The sequence below is a fragment of the Synechococcus sp. W60.1 genome (genome assembly GCF_047461575.1).
GTDB lineage: Bacteria > Cyanobacteriota > Cyanobacteriia > Thermostichales > Thermostichaceae > Thermostichus.
In genome coordinates this window covers 301,465-319,617 of the sequence record NZ_JANSHL010000001.1, presented here as the reverse complement: position 1 = coordinate 319,617, position 18,153 = coordinate 301,465, and the positions used below count along the sequence as shown (strand labels likewise).

The 18,153-nt window shown below is 58.0% G+C and carries 20 protein-coding genes and 1 pseudogene; 12 read left to right on the top strand and 9 right to left on the bottom strand.

All coding sequences use genetic code 11. The annotated features are described in order from the left end of the window. Positions 1–54: 54 nt before the first annotated feature. Together NW805_RS01470 and NW805_RS01465 are read left to right on the top strand one after the other, a co-directional pair. Positions 55–1,296, top strand: coding sequence for an HhoA/HhoB/HtrA family serine endopeptidase (locus NW805_RS01470; RefSeq protein ID WP_414421413.1), 1,242 nt, complete (start codon positions 55–57; stop codon positions 1,294–1,296). 66 nt (positions 1,297–1,362) lie between these two features. Continuing rightward, complete coding sequence (locus tag NW805_RS01465; protein ID WP_414421412.1) at positions 1,363–2,967, top strand: serine/threonine-protein kinase; 1,605 nt, start codon at positions 1,363–1,365, stop codon at positions 2,965–2,967. 174 nt (positions 2,968–3,141) lie between these two features. On the opposite strand, the gene NW805_RS01460 is transcribed toward NW805_RS01465, so the two are convergent. From NW805_RS01460 to NW805_RS01450, 3 genes are all read right to left on the bottom strand, one after another. Continuing rightward, on the bottom strand, positions 3,142–3,522 hold the full coding sequence (locus NW805_RS01460) for a hypothetical protein (RefSeq protein ID WP_414421411.1): 381 nt from the start codon (positions 3,520–3,522) through the stop codon (positions 3,142–3,144). Further along, positions 3,500–4,303 (bottom strand): hypothetical protein, encoded by an 804-nt coding sequence (locus NW805_RS01455; protein ID WP_414421410.1) that lies wholly within the window; start codon positions 4,301–4,303, stop codon positions 3,500–3,502. The genes NW805_RS01460 and NW805_RS01455 overlap by 23 nt, the downstream gene beginning before the upstream one ends. A gap of 500 nt (positions 4,304–4,803) precedes the next feature. Further along, positions 4,804–4,929, bottom strand: a complete 126-nt coding sequence (locus NW805_RS01450) for a hypothetical protein (protein WP_414421409.1) — start codon at positions 4,927–4,929, stop codon at positions 4,804–4,806. Between the two features lie 162 nt (positions 4,930–5,091). Between NW805_RS01450 and NW805_RS01445 the strand changes: the two are divergent. The 6 genes and pseudogenes from NW805_RS01445 to NW805_RS01420 all read left to right on the top strand — a co-directional run bounded on the left by NW805_RS01445 (position 5,092) and on the right by NW805_RS01420 (position 10,898). After that, positions 5,092–7,858 (top strand): annotated as a pseudogene (locus tag NW805_RS01445) (cation-transporting P-type ATPase). 95 nt (positions 7,859–7,953) lie between these two features. Further along, complete coding sequence (locus NW805_RS01440; protein WP_414343797.1) at positions 7,954–8,148, top strand: hypothetical protein; 195 nt, start codon at positions 7,954–7,956, stop codon at positions 8,146–8,148. A gap of 9 nt (positions 8,149–8,157) precedes the next feature. After that, a complete protein-coding gene (locus tag NW805_RS01435; protein ID WP_414421408.1) occupies positions 8,158–8,385 on the top strand; it encodes a hypothetical protein in 228 nt (75 codons plus the stop codon). Between the two features lie 139 nt (positions 8,386–8,524). Continuing rightward, positions 8,525–8,977, top strand: a complete 453-nt coding sequence (locus NW805_RS01430; protein WP_414343799.1) for an AbrB family transcriptional regulator — start codon at positions 8,525–8,527, stop codon at positions 8,975–8,977. Between the two features lie 135 nt (positions 8,978–9,112). Beyond that, complete coding sequence (locus tag NW805_RS01425; protein ID WP_414421407.1) at positions 9,113–10,516, top strand: 1-acyl-sn-glycerol-3-phosphate acyltransferase; 1,404 nt, start codon at positions 9,113–9,115, stop codon at positions 10,514–10,516. A gap of 178 nt (positions 10,517–10,694) precedes the next feature. Then, positions 10,695–10,898, top strand: coding sequence for a hypothetical protein (locus NW805_RS01420; protein ID WP_041436260.1), 204 nt, complete (start codon positions 10,695–10,697; stop codon positions 10,896–10,898). Between the two features lie 103 nt (positions 10,899–11,001). Here the strand turns inward: NW805_RS01420 and NW805_RS01415 are convergent, their stop codons facing one another. After that, on the bottom strand, positions 11,002–11,532 hold the full coding sequence (locus tag NW805_RS01415; RefSeq protein ID WP_011432401.1) for a hypothetical protein: 531 nt from the start codon (positions 11,530–11,532) through the stop codon (positions 11,002–11,004). A gap of 26 nt (positions 11,533–11,558) precedes the next feature. Here NW805_RS01415 and NW805_RS01410 point away from each other — a divergent pair, with 26 nt between their 5' ends. From NW805_RS01410 to NW805_RS01400, 3 genes are all read left to right on the top strand, one after another. Beyond that, complete coding sequence (locus NW805_RS01410) at positions 11,559–11,891, top strand: OmpA family protein (RefSeq protein WP_414421488.1); 333 nt, start codon at positions 11,559–11,561, stop codon at positions 11,889–11,891. Positions 11,892–12,010: 119 nt separating this feature from the next. Further along, the gene (locus NW805_RS01405; protein WP_414421406.1) at positions 12,011–13,123 is read left to right on the top strand and encodes a hypothetical protein; all 1,113 of its coding nucleotides are present in this window, start codon (positions 12,011–12,013) and stop codon (positions 13,121–13,123) included. A 159-nt stretch (positions 13,124–13,282) separates the two neighbouring features. Next, positions 13,283–14,536, top strand: a complete 1,254-nt coding sequence (locus NW805_RS01400; RefSeq protein WP_414421405.1) for an AI-2E family transporter — start codon at positions 13,283–13,285, stop codon at positions 14,534–14,536. Between the two features lie 73 nt (positions 14,537–14,609). Here NW805_RS01400 and NW805_RS01395 read toward each other — a convergent pair whose 3' ends face one another. Together NW805_RS01395 and rnc are read right to left on the bottom strand one after the other, a co-directional pair. Further along, entirely contained in the window at positions 14,610–14,837 is a 228-nt protein-coding gene (locus tag NW805_RS01395) for a hypothetical protein (protein ID WP_414421404.1), read from the bottom strand. Then, positions 14,834–15,556: a ribonuclease III gene (gene rnc / locus NW805_RS01390; RefSeq protein WP_414381356.1), complete on the bottom strand. Its 723-nt coding sequence runs from the start codon at positions 15,554–15,556 to the stop codon at positions 14,834–14,836. Before rnc ends, NW805_RS01395 begins: the two co-directional genes overlap by 4 nt. A 153-nt stretch (positions 15,557–15,709) precedes the next feature. Here rnc and NW805_RS01385 point away from each other — a divergent pair, with 153 nt between their 5' ends. After that, positions 15,710–16,042 carry a hypothetical protein gene (locus NW805_RS01385; RefSeq protein WP_414349980.1) on the top strand — a complete coding sequence of 111 codons (333 nt, stop codon included), beginning with the start codon at positions 15,710–15,712 and terminating at the stop codon, positions 16,040–16,042. Positions 16,043–16,105: 63 nt separating this feature from the next. Here NW805_RS01385 and NW805_RS01380 read toward each other — a convergent pair whose 3' ends face one another. From NW805_RS01380 to NW805_RS01370, 3 genes are all read right to left on the bottom strand, one after another. Next, on the bottom strand, positions 16,106–16,381 hold the full coding sequence (locus tag NW805_RS01380) for a hypothetical protein (RefSeq protein WP_099812344.1): 276 nt from the start codon (positions 16,379–16,381) through the stop codon (positions 16,106–16,108). 100 nt (positions 16,382–16,481) lie between these two features. Beyond that, a complete protein-coding gene (gene mutY, locus NW805_RS01375) occupies positions 16,482–17,546 on the bottom strand; it encodes an A/G-specific adenine glycosylase (RefSeq protein ID WP_414421403.1) in 1,065 nt (354 codons plus the stop codon). A 94-nt stretch (positions 17,547–17,640) separates the two neighbouring features. Further along, positions 17,641–17,778 (bottom strand): hypothetical protein, encoded by a 138-nt coding sequence (locus NW805_RS01370; RefSeq protein WP_011432392.1) that lies wholly within the window; start codon positions 17,776–17,778, stop codon positions 17,641–17,643. Positions 17,779–18,153 lie beyond the last annotated feature (375 nt).

Genomic DNA, 18,153 nt, shown 5'->3' with positions numbered 1-18,153 from the left:
AGCGGGTTCACGCCTTTTGAGTCTTGGCGATACGGCTTAGCTTTGGGAGGGATCATGGCGCGGATTCTACGGCACACACTTTTGGCGATGGCTCTGTTTGGTGGAGGCGTCGCGGGTGGGGTCTGGCTATCGTCTCGATCGGGGCAGGAGTGGTTACAGCAAACTCCTCTGGTCACTTGGACGCAACGGGCCGGTGAGGGAGTAGGATCCCTTTTGCCCTGGTCTGAGCCCCGCCCTGAGGCTGCGAATTCTGCCCCTCCCGCCGATGCCGTCCGGCCTTCTAATTTTATTGCTGCAGTCGCCCAAAAGGTCGGCCCAGCGGTGGTGCGCATCGATGCCACCCGCACCGTGTCGAGGGGGGTCAACCCAGAACTGTTCAACCAGCCCCTGTTTCGCCGCTTCTTTGGGGATCAACTACCGCAGTTGCCGCAGGAGTTTCAGCAGGAGGGCACCGGATCGGGCTTTATCATCGACGCCAGTGGCCTGATCCTCACCAACGCCCATGTGGTGGAAGGCAGCGAGCGAGTCAGGGTTCATCTGCTGGATGGGCGCACCTTTGAAGGAGAGGTGAAGGGCTCAGATCCGGTTACCGATATCGCAGTGATCAAAATTGAGGGGGAGAATCTGCCCACGGTTACCCTGGGTAACTCTGACTTGGTGCGACCAGGGGATTGGGCTATTGCCATTGGCAACCCGCTGGGCTTAGACAATACCGTGACTGCCGGGATCATCAGCGCCGTCGGGCGCTCCTCCGGGCAAATTGGGGCTGTCAACAAGCGGGTGACTTTCCTGCAAACGGATGCGGCCATTAACCCCGGCAACTCGGGTGGCCCACTGCTGGATGCGGAAGGCCGCGTGATTGGGGTGAATACGGCCATCTTCCAGTGGGCCCAGAGTGTGGGCTTTGCCATCCCCATCAACCGCGCCATGGACATTGCCGAGCAACTGATCCGTGACGGTCGGGTAGAACACGCCTTCTTGGGCATTCGCATGATCACCCTCAACCCTGACATTGTGGCGCGCCTCAACCGCGACCCCGCTCGTCCCACCACGCTGACAGTGGAAGAAGGGGTCTTGATCGGGCAGGTGATTTCGGGATCCCCGGCTGAGGAGATTGGCTTGCGGGAGGGGGATGTGATCACCGAAATCAATGGGCAGGCCATCCGCGATGCCGAGCAGGTGCAGCAGTTGGTGGAAGCCGCTGGGGTGGGCAATACGCTGACGCTGCGGGTCATCCGCGATGGACAGGCGCGCACCTTCCAGGTGAAAACTGGAGTGCTGCCCGTAGACTTCTAAGCAGTTTTATGTGCCGTCAATTTACTGATCCCCGTGACACAATGGCCCTAGAGGCGGGGGTCAGGTATGGCTTGGGCAGTCGGCGAAAGACTACAGGGGGGGCGCTACCGCATTGAGGCCATCTTAGGAGAGGGGGGCTTCGGCATCACCTACCGGGCCTGGGATAGCGTTCGCGCCGACCAGGTGGTTATCAAAGTTTTGAACGACAGCCTTCGTGAGGATCCCGACTATCCCCACTTCCAGCAGAACTTCATGAATGAGGCGCTGCAACTGGCCCGCTGCCGCCACCCCCATGTGGTGAAGGTGGAAGAGGTGATCTGGGAGCAGGATCGCTGGTGCATTGTCATGGAGTACATCCGCGGCCAGACTCTGCACCAGCTTTTGCGGCAAAAGGGGCCGTTGCCCTTGCCAGAGGCCCTGCGCCTGACGCAGGAGGTGGGATCCGCCCTGATGGCCCTGCACGAACAGGGGATCCTGCATCGGGATGTGAAACCAGCCAACATCATGGTGCAGGAGGGATCCGGGCAGGCAGTTTTGATCGACTTTGGCCTAGCTCGCGGCTACACCCAAGGTCTGATCCAACGCCACACCTCCTACGGCACCGATGGCTATGCTCCTCTAGAGCAATACGACAGCTTGCGCCGCCGCGGCGCCTTCACCGATGTCTACGCCTTGGCAGCAACCCTCTACACGGCGCTGACGGGGATGGTGCCTATGTGTGCGCCAGTGCGGGCCACAGGCCGCCAGTTGGATACCCCTCGCAGCCTTAACCCCAACATTCCCGAGGTTGTGGAGGCTGCCATTCTCAAAGGGATGGCTCTCCACCCAGAAGAGCGCCCGCAAACCATGGCCGAGTGGCTGGCACTGTTACCGGCAGAAGCCTCTCAACAAGGGAGGAAGCCGGTTGCTTTTGAGCCAGCCATCCGCACCCAAGAGCTGAGGGAGCTGGAGCAGATCTTGGCCCAGCCTCCACAACCCCAAGACGAGCTGGAACAGCTCCTGTCCCGGCACTCGGCGGAAGAGCTAGAGCAACTGGTAGCACCTCCCACCCCTGCCACTGCCAAAAAAGCTGGAAGAGAAGAGGGATCCGGATCCCTGATTTTTCCTGAGGTCTGTCCAGAGGAGAGAGGGAAGGGGGGATCCCTGCCCGGAACTCTCTCTTGGCCAGAGTGGGTGGGGGAAGCAGCCCCTGCCTTGCAAGGTCTGTGGGATCGGCTGCGAGCGGGGCAGTGGGGGGAGGCGGATCGCTGGACGACAGCCCTGATGCTGAAGCTTGCTGGGCGCTCGCAAGTGGGCTTTTTTGATCCCAAGGATGTTCAGGCCTTCCCCTGCCCCATGCTGCGGCTGATTGACCAACTGTGGGTGCGGGCCAGCCATGGGCGCTTTGGCTTTACCGTCCAGAAGCAACTTTGGCAGGAGTGTGACCCGGAGGGAAGAGGAGGGATCCGTTCGGGCTCCTTCTCAGCCTTGCCCCGCGAAGACTGCATGGGGGAAAGAGTCGGCTGGCAGGTGCAGGGCCGCTGGCTGGGGTACGAGGAGCTTGAAACCAACCTGGAAGCGCCCAAGGGCCATCTGCCGGTGGGCTTTTTCTGGGGGTACTCAGGAGGCTTGCGCCCAGCACTGCTGGTACTGGATCGGGCGGTACTGAAAAAGCTCAAAGCCTGCCTGTAGAAAAACTCCTCTCCGGGAAGGGGGGTAGGGGCGCGGCTTTTTAACTCTGTTGACGGACTTGAAGATCTCCACCTCAAGCCATCTCCCTGAAATGGGGTTTCTGCAGAGTTTAGGTGCACTTCGCCTAGGCAGATGGAAGCAAACAGTAAACACTCTACGCGCAACAAGCATACTTTATTCACTAAGTAGGTGGGCATCCTCTTGGATAGATTGGTGTCTTTCATCCCCTAAGAGGGGAGTTACTTGGGGGTTTTCGCGAATAGCCAGCCCCAAGTGAATCAATGCAGTCTCAACGGTATTGACCTGCTCTGCCAAGGCTTTCCACCCTCTTGCCTTTACGCCGTAGCGCTTGCCAAAATAATCTCGAGCTGCCGCAAAGGAAGCAAAAGCTCTTTTAAGGGTTGCTGTCGTCCAAGGCTTAGCATTCAGCCGTATCCAAATTCTTTGACTTTGCTGCTGTCGCTCAGCAACCAGTTGTCCTGTCAACTCAAGGAGCTCAGCATAATTGCGACGAGAGGTTGCGATCGCCGTTTCAAGACTCTCGATGAGACCCATGGTTGTTCTCCTGAAGCAACTTCCCTTGGTAAGGCTCCTGCTCATTCTCCTGAAGCAACTTCCCAGAACCGGCAGGGAGTAGGCTAGTTTCAAAAATAGACTGGATGTTGTTCAGGTAACCTTGCAGAGAGCTTCTAACCCATAGTATAGGAAGTTGGTTTACCACATTCTGAAGCTGATCAAAGAGGTGTCTGAGCTTCTTCAGAACCACAATAGCACGACCGAGAATCTCTTGTGCTTGAAGCTGCTCTTCCGCAAGCTCTCTCACTTTGTTGGCTAGCCGCTGATTCTCAAGTTCTTTCTCGGTAAGCAAGCTAAGAGCTGCTTCCTCAGTCTCGACTATTTTAAGTTCAAGTTTTTTGTTCTGCTCTTCTAGAAACCCAATCCGCCTAGCTAGTAAATCTGCTTCACCTGAAGAGCTAAAGCTAATACCTCTCGCTAGGAAGCTAATAAGTAGGTTGATGCACTCTTGCTGTTGAAGCTGTAGCTCTCTGAGTACAGGCTCTGCTAGTTCCGTTAAGATCTTGTGAGCCGATCCTACTTTCAGAGCATCTCCGTCACCGTGGCCAGGAATAGAAATCCTTAAATTGCCGCGGACAGCTTTCGTGCTATGTCTGGCATTTCGCTGAACAATTTCCCAGCCCCACTCTCTTGCTTGACGCAAAATATCTCTTTTCCGCCAGTTTCTTGGAAACTGAGTAACAGCTTGGATACCTCTCTGCTGCTTTACAATTTCCTCTAGCCTCTTAATGAGACACCCTAGCTCTGCTTCGTCCGCCATACGGCAACATCCTCAAGATGAGACTTCTCCACTCTGACTATTTGGCCTTTACCGAGATTAGCGGAAAGTTATGTGGTAAATCCCTACATCTCAAAAAATTTGATGCCAAGAAATATTTTGTAGCTTTGCCCGCAATCCTCCTTCTCGAGACAGTCTGGAGCAGTCAGACTTGGTTCTGCTTGCGAGAAAGGGTGAGCGGCCGTGTTTGGGGAGCCTACAGCCGGCTTGGAAGGGCCAAAAATACCTGCCGGTGAGCTGTTCCGGGAGTACTCGGGCGACCTGCGCACGGCGCTGCCAACAAGGCAACAGGTGCATTTGAGCCAGGTACATGGAGTAGCGCTCCCGCGTTGGATCTAGAGGAAAGGAGGGGGCCAGCTTCCCGTCATAGGCAAACTCTGCCATGATCAGGGAGTTGTAGCCAGTAATCAGGGGGCAGCAGGTGTAGCCGTCGTAGCGAGCGGGCAAGGGCCTGGGCTGCATGGCTGCTAAGAGGTTTTCCGCTAGCACCGGCGCCTGTCGCGGACTTCGGCTGCCGTTTTGGAAGTCGGCAGGGAAGAGGCATCCCCCAAAGCAAACACATTGGGATAGCGGGGGTGTTCCGTGCCCACTTGTCCATCTTCACTCATCCTCCAGGGGCGGCCAAGAGGCTGCGCTTGACGCTTGCCTCAGGGTTGGAGGGAGCCGCTTGGGGAGCGTCTTGCTGGGAAGGGGCAGACGGCATCCGCTAGGCTGTCAGAGAGAAGAGCGGGAAGCTCCTCCTACTGTTGTGTTGTGGTGACTCACCGATCATGGCAAGATCCTCATCCCCTGAGCTGCTCCCGGCCCTTGCCTGGCATGCTCTGCCAGAGGAGCAGGCCATCCAGAGACTTTTCGGAGAGGAGCTGTCTTTGGCAGGGCTGTTGGAAAAGGGCCTCTCTCAAGCCGAGGTGGCCCGGCGGCAGCAGCAATATGGCCCCAATGAGCTGAAGGCCAAGGCAGCTACCCCGGCCTGGCTTAAGTTCCTGCAGCAGTTTAACCAGTCGTTGCTCTACATCCTGCTGGTGGCCGGGGCAATCAAGGCGTTCCTGGGATCCTGGCGCAACGCCATCGTGATCTGGGCGGTGGTGGTGATCAACGCCCTCATCAGCTACATCCAAGAGTCCAAAGCGGAGGAAGCGATCGCCGCCCTGGCCCAGTCGGTGGTGACGGAGGTTACTGTCATCCGGGAGGGGCAAAAACTGCGGCTGCCCTCGCGGGAGCTGGTGCCGGGGGATGTGGTGCTCTTGAGCTCGGGAGATAAGGTGCCCGCCGACCTGCGCTTGCTGAGCGTGCGCAACTTGCAGGTGGATGAATCGGCCCTGACCGGAGAGTCGGTGCCGGTGGAAAAACGGCTGGGATCCCTGGCGGAAGACACACCCCTAGCCGACCGCCAGAACATGGCCTATGCCGGCAGCTTTGTTACCTTCGGCCAAGGAGCAGGGGTGGTGGTGGCCATTGGCAACCAGACTCAAACAGGCCGTATCTCGGAGTTGGTCGAAAAGGGGGGATCCCTGCAAACTCCCCTAACACGCAAGTTCGAGGAATTCAGCCTCATGCTGCTCAGGATCATCCTCAGCTTGGCCGGGCTCACCTTTTTGGTGGGATTGGCTCAGGGACAGGGGGCGGCCAGTGTCTTTGAGGCGGCAGTGGCTCTGGCCGTTAGCGCCATTCCCGAAGGCTTGCCGGCGGTGGTGACGGTTACCTTGGCTATTGGGGTTTCCCGCATGGCGCAGCGCCACGCCATCATTCGCAAGCTGCCGGCGGTGGAGACCCTGGGCAGCGCTACGGTAATTTGCTCTGACAAAACCGGCACCCTCACGGAAAACCAGATGACGGTGCAGGCCATCTACGCCGGATCCCAGCTCTACCAAGTTACGGGCAGTGGCTACAGTCCTCAGGGACAAATCCTGGCCCAGGAGGGGGGTGATCCAGTGGAAGTGGAGCGGCTGCTGGCGTTACAGGCTTGTCTCTTGGCCGGCTGCCTCTGCAATGACACCCGTCTGCAACCCAAAGACAACGGCCAGTGGGAGGTGGTAGGGGATCCCACCGAGGCGGCTCTGCTTGTGGCAGCCCAGAAGGGGGGTCTGGATCTGGAAGAACTGCAGCGCCGCCGCCCTCGCCTGGACAGCATCCCCTTTGAATCCGAGTTTCAGTACATGGCCACCCTGCACCGGCTGGGGCCAGAAGAGCATTGCCTCTATGTCAAGGGATCCGTAGAGGCTCTCTTGTCCCGCTGCCATAGCCAGATGGGATCCCAGGGGGAGATCCAGCCTCTGGAAGAGGAGCGGATTCGCCAGCAGGTGGAGGCCTTGGCACGGCAGGGGCTGCGAGTTCTGGCCTTTGCCCAAAAAACCGTCCCCAGCAGCCAAACTCGGGTGGATCACCCAGATCTGCAGGAGGGTTTAATCTTCCTCGGTTTGCAGGGAATGATTGACCCGCCGCGGCCGGAGGCCATTGCCGCCGTGCGTTCCTGTCAAACGGCTGGGATGCAGGTGAAGATGATCACCGGCGACCACGTGCTCACGGCTCAGGCCATTGCCGAGCAGATGGGCTTGGGCGGTGGAAAACCTGTGCAAGCCTACAGCGGTCGAGATCTGGAGCAGCTCAGCCCGGAGGAATTTGTGGAAGCTGCCAATCGGGGATCCGTCTTCGCACGGGTGGTGCCAGAGCAAAAGCTGCGCCTGGTGGAAGCTCTGCAAGCGCGGGGGCAGATCGTGGCCATGACCGGCGATGGCGTCAACGACGCTCCGGCCCTAAAGCAAGCAGATGTGGGGATTGCCATGGGGCGAGGCGGCACCGAAGTGGCCAAAGCTGCTGCCGACATGATCCTGACCGATGACAACTTCGCCTCCATTGAGGCAGCCGTTGAGGAGGGGCGCACGGTTTACAACAACCTGCTCAAAGCCATTGCCTTCATCCTGCCGGTGAACGGGGGGGGAATCGATGACGATTCTCCTCAGCGTGCTGCTCAACCGCGAGCTCCCCATTCTGGCCATTCAAGTGCTGTGGCTAAACATGATCAACTCCATCACCATGACGGTGCCTCTTGCCTTTGAGCCGAGCACAGGCCGAGAGATGACTCGCCCACCGCGGGATCCGGAGGCCAACTTGCTCTCTCCTAGGCTGCTGCAGCGCATCCTGCTGGTGTCCGTGTTCAACTGGATCTTGATCTTCGGGGTTTTTGAATACATCGAACAAACCACCGGCAACCTTAACCTGGCCCGCACCATGGCCATCCAAGCGTTGGTGATCGGGCGCATCTTCTACTTGCTCAGCCTCAGCCAGGCCATTCCTACCCTGTTGGGCCGTGGACGTGCCAGCCAATTGGAGCGCCATGAGCGCCTCATGGATACAGCAGCCATTGCCATCGGCATTGGGGCGGCCATCCTGCTGCAGATCCTCTTCAGCCAGTGGAGCCTGTTCAACATTATCTTCGACACAGCACCCCTGTCTTGGGAGCAATGGGGCTTTTGTTTGCTGGTGAGCTTGCCACTCATCGTTGTCTCAGCGGCAGCCAATCGAGTGGATCCTGAATGAATAACTTGCTTTGGGCAACTCGCGCTCACTGGTCTCCTATCTAAAGAAATGTCGAAGAGGGGATCCCTCAGCCACTACTCAGATGTGACCGGCCTTTGCCAAGAGGGGAAAGTGACCGCCGGGCCAGGTGTGATGGCATCCAGCTTCACACCCGCTCTGGCTATCTTTTCGACCCATTTCCGCAAGGCAATGGCAATCGCCGTGCCCGTCTCTATGGCGGTTTTTGGGAAGATCGAGCCCGTTTTCTGGCGGAAGTTGCAGAAGACGTGATCAGAGTTCGGGGCACCTGACGAGTGAGGATGAGGTTGTCTCCAAGCAATGCCTATCCCCTGCGCGCCTTCGGCCATGGGGTGAAGTCTCAATTGCTTTCCCCTCTCAAAGGCGGTCAATTGCATCTGCGCCACGGCACCACCCCTATTCCAACGGCAATCTTTTGTCAGCTCCCTCCACGCAAACCCCAGCAGCCTTCAGCGCTTGAGTTCTTTTTGCCTCCATCACCTTTTGGCAAGAGCGGGAACATCTCTTGAGTGAGAAGAGGCTTTTCCTTCCGAGCTGCCGGCTCAAGGAACAGGAGAAAAACCTGTCTTCAAAAAAGCCTCCGACTTTCGGTTGCAGGGGTACACCATAAGGCTATGATCTTAGGGGAAGGATGTAGGACATTAAAAAATGTCAGATATACCACCACAACCTTTAACCGGGAAGGCTCTGCTGCAGAAGGTCGAAGCGTTGGGGCATCTTCCACGCCGAGAAACGGCAAAGCGATGTGGCTATGTAACCATGACCAAGACCAACAAGCCTCGCGTCAACTTGAATGAGTTCTATGACGCGGTGCTGGCGGCAAAAGGTCTGAGCCTCAGCCCAAGTTCCAGCCGAGACAAGCGCGGTCGTGAACCAACCTTTCGGGTCAGCGTTCACAAAAATGGGCAGTTGATCATTGGGTCGGCCTACACCGAAAAAATGAATCTCAAGCCTGGGGATGAGTTCGAGATTCAGCTGGGTTACAAGCACATTCACCTCAAGCAAGTGCTAAACGGCCAGGGGGTGGAGGAGTCAACCCCAAGCAAAGAAGCTTCCCCCAAAGCGACTCGCGGTCGCCGAAAAAAAACTGCTGGGGCTTGAACCTCTCCTGGGGTTGAGGAGAAGGGATCCAGTTGACGAACTGTCACTGCGCAGCTTTCTTCCCGCTTTGCCCTCTTTAAGATGGGATCCAAAGCCTAGGTTCACCGATCTTGCTGACCCTAGATGAGGATCCCTATGCAACAGAAGGTTCAGCCACCCCTCAAGTTTTTGCCGCCGCGATTGACGCCTTGGGTCGTTCATTTCGCTCAAGCAGGCTTGCCCTTTTGGTTGCGATGGACCAAAGGGATCCCTCGCGTTGAAGTGGAGGGGGGAGAGCGTTTGGCTCAGCTTTATCAGCAGTTTGAGGCGGGCAAGATTCGCCTGTTGGTGGCGTTTCGACACCCGACCCTCGATGATCCCCCCTGCTTGATGTACTTGTTCGCCCATCTCCTGCCGCAGGTGGCCCAACGCCAGGGGATCCGCTTTCGGGGCCGGCCCCACGTTTTGTTTGTCTACGACCGCGGCCTACCTCTGTGGCTGGGATCCGTTGCCCGTTGGGGCTTGCCACGCTTGGGCGGGATCCCGATTTTGCGGGGCCGTCTGGATCGGGCAGGGCTAAAGAGTTCTCGTGAGCAGTTTGTATCGGGCCAATATCCGCTGGCGGTAGCTCCAGAAGGAACGATCAACGGCATGAGCAGTCTTCTCAACCCGTTGGAGCCGGGGGTAGCCCAGATGAGCTTTTGGGCGGTGGAGGATCTGCACAAGGCGGGACGGCCAGAGCAGGTGCTGATCCTGCCGGTGGGCCTTCGCTATTCTTACCTGAGGGATCCCAGTGCCGCTCTGAATAGATTGCTCAGCCGCATGGAGGCCGATTGCAAGCTGCCGCCCACGCGCTCGGCTCACGCCGGTCAAGCCTTTTTGCTGGCCCGTATCCTTCGCTTGGGAGAACACCTGCTCCAGGTCATGCAGACCTTCTATGAGCGCTTCTATGCCCCTGCTCTTCCTGCTGCAGATAGAGCCCAAGTTAAAGAGGGGGATCTGTTGGCGCGTCTTCAAAGCTTGTCAGATCTGGCCCTGCGGGTGGCCGAGCAACATTTCGGCCTAGAGCCTCAAGGAGACTTCATCGAGCGGCGGCACCGCATCGAACAGGCGGGCTGGGCCTGGATCTACCGCGAAGATATTGCCGATATTGCTGCTCTCTCGGCTTTGGAAAGGGGGCTGGCCAATCGAGTGGCTGCTGAGGCCAGTTTTCACCTCTGGCACATGCGCTTGGCGGAAACCTTGATGGTGTTTGCGGTGCGCCCCATGCCCGAGCAGCCCAGTCTAAGTCCAGACGAGTTGGCGGAAACCGCCCTGCGCCTCTGGAGTCTGCTGGCTTGGATCAAAGGAGAAAATCCCGTTGGAACTGCTCCCCCCCGCTTGGGACCCCGCCTGGCCCGTTTCAGCATTGGGGATCCCCTCTCGGTTTCCGAACGCTGGCCCGCCTACCAGGCCAACCGCCGACAAGCCGTACAAGCCCTCACCCAAGATTTACAAGCAGAAATGGAGCGGCTTATCAAAGGGATCCCGTGCTCTCCTGTGGCTCTTCCTGCTGCCTAACATGCCTGGTCGGCTCAGGGGCAAAAAGTATAACAATTCCTAAGACATTTTGTGAGATATTTCGTGAGAGTAAGACGAACTTTTGCATTATCTGACAAGCAGGTGAAGGAAAAGGGAAATTTTTGGCTCTTGGGGTAGAAAGGGGGCAGAAAGGAAGTGAGGCTCGTTGACTTGGTCTATGTCTGATGAGCTGCTCCGCGCCATCCGCAGACGCGACCTAGAGGCCGCCACTTCAGCCGTGCAGCACTTGCGTTCTCGCCATTTAAGTGAAGCTGTAATCACCTCGATGGTGATGGTGGCCGTGGAGCGGTTGGCGTGGGATGAAGGCGACCGGGCCGCCGCCAGTTGGTTACTGCGTCGCTGCTCCAGACGACGGCGCTGAAGGGATCCCCGCTGGCCCAGAGGTCATTGCGATACTTCCCCTTTCCCTGGATCCGAGGGGCTTCCCGTGTCAACCTGCCCACAAAGCCCTATCCGCAAAGGGATTAGCTTTCTTCCTTGCCCTTGTTCGGATCGTCGGGATGCTGTCGGTCTTCATCAAGGAACATAAGCCTCTGGCGAACAGCCAATCGGTACTCGGAGGTGCGCCGAGAGAGAGAAGTCCACGCTCCTGCGCTGCCCAATTTAGACTTCTGATATAGCAAGGACGCGCTGGGAGCGAAGCCAACGGTTTGGGCATCCCCAATGGCAGCCAGATCGGCGCTTAAGAAGACAAACTGCCAGCTCTCCTTCTCGGTTTTTTCCTTGATCATCTTCTCAATTTGCTCTTTGCGGAACTCGCGACTGGCATTCTCTTGCCCATCGGTTACCACAACCATCACAACCTTGGCCGGGCGATCTGCCTCGCTGAGTTCGCTGAGGCTCTTTTCTAGGTCGATGATGCCGCGCCCCATGGCATCCAGCAAGGGAGTAGAAGCTCGCGGCACGTAGGTCTCGCGGGTCAGCTCAGGGACCTCGGCAATTGGCTTGAAGCGGTGAATGACTTCATAGGGATCCTGGGAGTCGAACTGAACCAAGGTAAGGGTGGCACTTCCTCTACGGCATTCTCTTTGCCTATGACTCGGATCAAATCGAAGCGGCTGTCGAGCCCACCCTTGCCGAGATCGCCAAGCTGATGCGCGAGCGCACCAACCTCAGCATCCTCGTGGTCGGTCATACCGATGCAACCGGTAGCTTCGACTACAACCTAGGTCTCTCGCGGCGCCGGGCCGAGGCGGTTGTCAACCGGTTGGTTCAGCTTGGCATCGAGCAACGTCGACTCTATCCGGTTGGTGTGGGGTTCTCTGCTCCTGTGGCCAGCAACACCACTGAGGAAGGCCGGGCGAAGAATCGCCGCGTGGAGTTGGTGGATCTGGCGGGTGGCAGAATCCCCTAGAGGGGAGTTTCCAGGTCTTGGGGCAGGACGGGTATCGCCGAAAGTCTGGACACTGCGGCTGTGGCGAACTAGCTTAGAGGCAACTCTTCATTTCTAGGCTATTTCAAGGGGTGGGATCCATGCTTAAGCCCAGTCTTTTGTTCTCCGGCTCGGCGCTGTTGGGTTTGCTGTCTTTGCCGTTTTTGATTGGCGAAGGTGGCTGGTTGACCTCATCTCGTAAGAGCCAGAGTCCTGTCACTGAGGTTTCTCTACAAGCTTGGGAGCACTCCCTGCCCTCATCCCAGGCCTTGTTTGAAGATGAAGCAGGTTCTGGATCTTGGCTCATGCGGCAAGCCCAGCTGCAAGAACGGGTACAGCAGCTTGAGCAGCGCTCTCTAGCTCACCAGCAGCAGGCTCATCAGTTGCTGGTACAGCAGGCAGCTCCCCAGCCCGCCGGGGGTGTTGGCCGTTCCAGCTCAAGCCCTGCCCTGTCGGCACGGCCTCGGCGTCAGGATCCTACCCTTTCTCCATTCTCTGCTCAGGCGGATGTTCCCAATGAGCTGGCGCTGCTAACCCAATTCATCCAGCAGGAGCCGGGAAATGCGCAACTTTATCTGCAACGGGCGCAATACTTCTGGCGTCAGTCTCAGGAGGATCCTGCTGCTTTACCGCAGCCGGAGCATGCTTCTGCCATTGCTTACCTGATGCGCTCCGCTCTGCGGGATCTGGATATTGCTATTGCTTTGGATCCCTATCTGGCTGAAGCCTATTTGCTCAAGGCCAAAATCCAACACGAGCGTTTGCAAGAACCTGAGCAGGCTCTGGCGACCTTGTCTCCCCTGGATCGGATTGCCTATCACAACCCGCAATTGCACTTGATCCGCTCCCGCATTTGGGCCGAACAAGGCCATCTGGAATCGGCGTTTGATGTGTCGCATCTGGCGATTGAGCTGGCCAAGCAAAATCAAAGTGCTGCCGATCTTTTCGAGGCCTATGTCCATCGCGGCCTGATGTGGGCCAGCATCTGCGACTTCAATTTGGCCGTTCAGGATTTCAGCCGGGCTATCGAGGTGCAGCCCCAGCGGGCTGAAGGTTACTACCACCGCGGTATGGCGCGCGCTTACCAGGGAGAGGATAGGGCTGGTGCCGCTTCCGATTTGGGTAGCGCTTTGATGTTGTGGCGGGCTTCCGGCACGGGATCCCCGGGGCTGCTGGAATATGTAGAAGCGGTGCGGAGGGAACTGTTGCGGTAGCTCAGCTCTGGCGGGGTTTTTGCTGAGGATCTGAAGCGCTGGGTTTGGGGTCTTTGCCCAGGAGCATTTGGCAAGTTCGTCCAAGCCAGGCCAGGATGGTAGAGCCATCTGTTACCTAGGGGGGCTTGAACGCCCCCCTGAAGAGAACCCAGCCAAGTGATGAGCCGAAGACAACTGACCATCTCCGTATCCTCTGTAGCCCTGGTGGTGGCCACAGGGATGCTGTTGTTGCTGCTGTGGCAACTGCGCAGCTTGGTGCTGACGGTGATGATCGCGGTGGTGGTGGCGGCAGCGCTGGCTCCCCTGGTGGATCTGGCCGAGCGATTACGCATCCCCCGCTGGCTGGGGGTTGTGCTGGTGTATTTGAGCTTAATTGCCGGGATTGCCGGCTTGGCTCTGCTCATTGGCCCAACGGTGGTAACTCAGACCCAGCGGTTGCTGACGAGGCTGCCTTTCTATCTGGAGCAGTTGCAACTGTTGGTGGATACCTGGATTGCCGATCTGGCGGGGGTGGATCCGGCGGCGCTGGACTACCTAAACCAGTTGCTCGACCCTCAGTCGTTGATGAGCTGGGCGGTTCGCTCGGGACAACGGGTGCTGGTGCAGTCTTTCGACTTCACCCGTGGTTTGCTGGGCGGTCTGCTGACCATGGTGCTGACCCTCTTCATTTCCGGCTACATGCTGGTGAGCGGCTCTGACTTGGTGCGGGGCTTGGTGGAGTTGTTTCCCTATCCCTGGAATGAGCGGCTTGCTGAGCAGGTACACCCGATGGCTCAGCGCATGGGGGGCTACATCCAGGGGCGGGTGCTGGTCTCTGCCATTTTGGGTGTGATGATCACCGTCTCGCTTCGCTTTCTGGGCCTGTCGGAGTTTGCTCTGGCGCTGGGGGTGATCGCTGGGTTTACCAACCTTATCCCCTTCATTGGGCCGGTACTGGGATCCCTGCCCGCCTTGGTGGTGGCAATCGTTCAGGGGGGCTGGACTTTTTTGTGGGTGCTGATCCTATACGTTGCCGTTCAAAACCTGGAAACCTATGTGTTGGATCCTCTGTTGGTGGGATCCTCGGTGCAGGTGAAGCCCTTGTATCAGTTGCTGGCGGTGCTGGGCGGTACCCAGTTGTTGGGTATTGTTGGGGCGGTGATCGCCCCCCCGTGGGTGGCGGGTATGGCGGTGCTGCTGGAGAACCTCTATCTGAAGCCCAAGCAGGAGGCAGAGGTTCGAGCCAGGCTGTATGCTCGGGCCACCGAGGCTGCTGGTTCTTTGGCTTTGCCGGGGATGGATCCTGCCGACGCGAGCAGCCCAGAGCCATCTTTTTCCTCTCGTCCGAATGACTCGTCAAACGAGCCGGAAGGGTTGCCACAGAAAGAAAGTCTCTCGCCTGCGGATCCTGTAGCCGGAAGAAGTCCCTATTAGCAAGCTTCTCATCTATTCGCCTCTCTCCGCTCTCGGAGAAGGGCTATTGTGGTTGCTGGATAAGGGGCGCATCTCAGCGGTGACGGGCATCGAGGATAAACAGAGCACTGCCTACGACGAACAGGAGACTGGCTCCTATTCCCAGCAGGGTTCGGACAACCTTTAGATTGAGAAGGGTTGGAGCTGCGGGATCCCACGGAGGGGGGTCGCTACCCAAGGTCATCACCTCGCTCGCCGCAAACAGGCTGCTCCCCAGCAAAAACAACCAACTGGCCAACTCGTAGCGGTGGTTGCCTCTCATGTCTTCTCCGACTGCAAGTGTTCGTAGGCTTGAGCAGCGGCGGCCATTTCCGCAGCCTTTTTCGAGCGACCTTCACCGCGGCCCCAGCACCGCCCTTGCCCCCAAACTTCCATGGTGAAATGAGGGGGATGCTCCTGGGCGGCCACCAGGCGGTATTCGGGCAGGCTACCCCAAAGGCGTTGGGTCAGTTCTTGCAAGGCTGCTTTGGGGTTGCGCCGAGTGGGGTCTTGAAACCACTGCTCCACTCGCCGGTGTAGATAGGGATCCAGCCAGGGATGCAGCCTGGGCAGCGTGTAAATACCCCAACTGAGATAAAAGGCTCCCAGGAGAGCCTCGAAAGCATCCGCCAGCCGCCGACCCCGCCCGGCCAAGTCGTTTTGCGAGCTGGATCCCACCTCCAGGTAGCGATCCAGGCCCTGCAGATCCGCCAGTTCTGCCAGGTGAGCATCGCTGATCAGGTCAGAGCGAATCGCGGTCAGCTCTCCCACCGACAGATGGGGATAGGACTGAAACAAGAATTCCGTAACCAAAATCCGCAGGACAGAATCCCCCAACAACTCCAGCCGATCGTTGTTCCGCTGGCCATCCAGAGAAGGGTGAATCAAGGCCTGATCCAGCAGATCCCAGCGCAGTTGTTCCAGCAAAGCCGGATCCCTGAATCCAAGACGAGCCAGCAAATGTTCCAAGGCACGACGGCGGGACGGGATCAACTCAACCATACACTCAGGTGCTGACGTTGCCTTAGCGGTCAGAACTGCACAGCTTGCAACCATTTTGACCTGAGCCATCTCACCCAGGCCGGGATCCCCGCTCGGGCGAGAAGTTAGCTATGCCACAAAAGTAGTATAGGCTTTTCGAGGGAGGATCCCTGCATGCCCATCCGCGCCCATTCCCCCATTCCCACGACTCAGATGGAAGTGACCAGCATTCGGCTGGAACGTGAGCTGAAGCAGCGGCTGAAGGCGTTGGCCGGAAATCAGGGTTACCAGGCCCTCATACGGGAAATTCTTTGGAGTTATGTCCTGCGTCACTCTCAAGGGGCTGCCACCCTCAGTCCTGAGGATATTCGGGCCAGCTTCCCGGCCACGGCCCACCAAGCCCAATGCTGCGCTCTCACCGGACGAGCCATTCAACCGCAAGAGCCCATGCTGCTGGGGTGGACCACCGATGGGAAGTTTGTCGCCCTCAGCTCCTCCTGCTTTTAATCTTTGTTTTGGGGTCTCTCTCCAGTTTGCGAAGGGATCCAACCGGCACGAGTGCCCATCCGTTTAGACGCCACGAAGTTCTCGATATTTTCTGGCCCGTTCCTCGGCTGGATCGGGGGCTTGAGCTTTGGCAACTGCCTCCTCCAGTTGGGCCATCACCGTCTCTGCCGGTTCAGCGGAGCGGACGACGTAAAACATTAGGTTAATGGCTTCGTTGGCCGTCAGTTTGAGGGTTTCTTTTCCCTTGGGCACCAGCGCGATCTTGCCATCTGTGGTTGTGATGGCTGTGTGGGATCCCTTAGCCAGAATCTCCCCAGCTTTTTCCAGAGTGACAAGCATATCCGTAGCTCACGGCAGCAGGACATCTACTATCCTATCGAATGTCTTGGGGCAAACGTTCCAGAAGGGTCTAAGCCATTTGGCGGATTGGGTGGGTTCATCATGGGTTGCCATGCTCTGCCAGCCAAGCATACAAGTGGGGAAACAACTTTTGATTGGCCCCTGGGAAGGGAAATTCCGACAGCTCCGCCGGGCTGACCCAGCGCACCTCGCTACATTGCAGGGCTTGGGCTTCTCCGCCCAGGTAGCGACAGATAAAAGCGATAAGAGTAACGGTGAAATGGGTATAGGCATGTTCGACGGTGGCTAGCGGCGCGACCACCTCGATATCGATGCCGATTTCTTCTTTTACCTCCCGTACTACACACTCGGCAGCCGTTTCTCCCGGCTCGATTTTCCCTCCGGGAAACTCCCACAGCCCGCTGAGCATTGAGCTTTCCAGTCGTCGATCGATAAGGATTTCTTTCCCCCGCAGAACAATGGCAACCGCGATTTGCTTGTGAGGACGAGAGGCACGGGGTGCAGACATAGGCAATTGTTGGTGTTGACCTCGATTGTAGGCGCTGCAATCCGCTTGCCAAGGGCACCGGCCACAGTGAGGCTTTTTGGGACGACAGACGGTAGCCCCCAAATCCATCAGGGCTTGGTTAAAAGCCCGTGGCTGCACGGGATCCAACAATTGCTCGGAAAGCTGCCACAACAGGGGCAGACACTGGGCCGGAGGCTGTTGCAAAGCCACCAAGCGAGCCAGCACCCGCTTAACGTTGCCATCCAAAATGGGCAAAGGCTGATCGAAGGCAGCGCTGAGAATGCCGCCGGCTGTGGTGCGCCCGATCCCCGGCAGAGCCAGCACCTGCTCCAAATCCCTGGGGAACTCGCCGTTCCGTTCCCGCACCAGGATTTGGGCAGCTTTGTGCAAGTTCAGGGCCCGCCGGTAGTAGCCTAGGCCCTCCCACAGTTTCAGCACCTGCTGCTGGGGGGCTGCCGCCAATGCTGGGATCCCGGGCAGGGTTTGCATCCAGCGCTGAAAGTAGGGGATAACTGTTGCCACCTGGGTTTGCTGTAACATCACTTCCGAAACCCAAATGGCGTAAGGATCCCGGGTGCGGCGCCAGGGCAGATCCCTTCCGTGGTCACGGTACCAACGTTGAAGAGACTGCCGCAAGCGTTGCAAAGAAGCCTCGTCCCACTCCCCTCCTTTGCTCGGGAGGCTGGCAATGTAGGAAAAACTGACCTCGGCTTCTGATATGGGCTGAGACTCAAGCTGCGTAAGCAAAGTGCAAAGCCCACCAGATCAGGGCCGAAACCACACCGGCCACAATTCCTGCCGAGATCAAAACGACAATTGGGCTATCTGCCCCCTTGAACTTCATAATGCCGCGATTGTAGTCAGCCATCCTTGCCTCCTACCAGCTCTGGCGTTGGGGTTGTCAGGGATGTTGATCGGGATCCAGATCTGCCAGTTCCATCTACCAAGAAAGCTATGGCCAATATACCCCAGCATGGGTGCTCCGCACCGCCGGCGGGAACATGCCTGGGAAAAAGCACTGCCCTTGGTTATGCATGATACAACCTTAGCCTGGAACAGACTCTGACCCTGGTATGCAAGCTGGAGCCCACTGCAGGCCTGCCTCTGGTGAGGGGGCGAGAGCCCATCGGTCGGGCGAGAAGGTCGCTACCGCAAAAAGCCTCGCCAGCCATAAGGCCAGGACGGTGTCGGTGCCGTCAGATCTTGCAGCCGTGGGGTAGTTTACGCTGGAAAGGGGTCTAGG

Bases quoted from the DNA above. Each gene is read 5' to 3' on its own strand.
- NW805_RS01470 (WP_414421413.1), top strand. From the start codon at position 55: ATGGCGCGGATTCTACGGCACACACTTTTGGCGATGGCTCTGTTTGGT.
- NW805_RS01465 (WP_414421412.1), top strand. From the start codon at position 1,363: ATGGCTTGGGCAGTCGGCGAAAGACTACAGGGGGGGCGCTACCGCATT.
- NW805_RS01460 (WP_414421411.1), bottom strand. From the start codon at position 3,522: ATGGGTCTCATCGAGAGTCTTGAAACGGCGATCGCAACCTCTCGTCGC.
- NW805_RS01455 (WP_414421410.1), bottom strand. From the start codon at position 4,303: ATGGCGGACGAAGCAGAGCTAGGGTGTCTCATTAAGAGGCTAGAGGAA.
- NW805_RS01450 (WP_414421409.1), bottom strand. From the start codon at position 4,929: ATGAGTGAAGATGGACAAGTGGGCACGGAACACCCCCGCTATCCCAAT.
- NW805_RS01435 (WP_414421408.1), top strand. From the start codon at position 8,158: ATGAGGTTGTCTCCAAGCAATGCCTATCCCCTGCGCGCCTTCGGCCAT.
- NW805_RS01430 (WP_414343799.1), top strand. From the start codon at position 8,525: ATGTCAGATATACCACCACAACCTTTAACCGGGAAGGCTCTGCTGCAG.
- NW805_RS01425 (WP_414421407.1), top strand. From the start codon at position 9,113: ATGCAACAGAAGGTTCAGCCACCCCTCAAGTTTTTGCCGCCGCGATTG.
- NW805_RS01420 (WP_041436260.1), top strand. From the start codon at position 10,695: ATGTCTGATGAGCTGCTCCGCGCCATCCGCAGACGCGACCTAGAGGCC.
- NW805_RS01405 (WP_414421406.1), top strand. From the start codon at position 12,011: ATGCTTAAGCCCAGTCTTTTGTTCTCCGGCTCGGCGCTGTTGGGTTTG.
- NW805_RS01400 (WP_414421405.1), top strand. From the start codon at position 13,283: ATGAGCCGAAGACAACTGACCATCTCCGTATCCTCTGTAGCCCTGGTG.
- NW805_RS01395 (WP_414421404.1), bottom strand. From the start codon at position 14,837: ATGAGAGGCAACCACCGCTACGAGTTGGCCAGTTGGTTGTTTTTGCTG.
- rnc (WP_414381356.1), bottom strand. From the start codon at position 15,556: ATGGTTGAGTTGATCCCGTCCCGCCGTCGTGCCTTGGAACATTTGCTG.
- NW805_RS01385 (WP_414349980.1), top strand. From the start codon at position 15,710: ATGCCCATCCGCGCCCATTCCCCCATTCCCACGACTCAGATGGAAGTG.
- NW805_RS01380 (WP_099812344.1), bottom strand. From the start codon at position 16,381: ATGCTTGTCACTCTGGAAAAAGCTGGGGAGATTCTGGCTAAGGGATCC.
- NW805_RS01370 (WP_011432392.1), bottom strand. From the start codon at position 17,778: ATGGCTGACTACAATCGCGGCATTATGAAGTTCAAGGGGGCAGATAGC.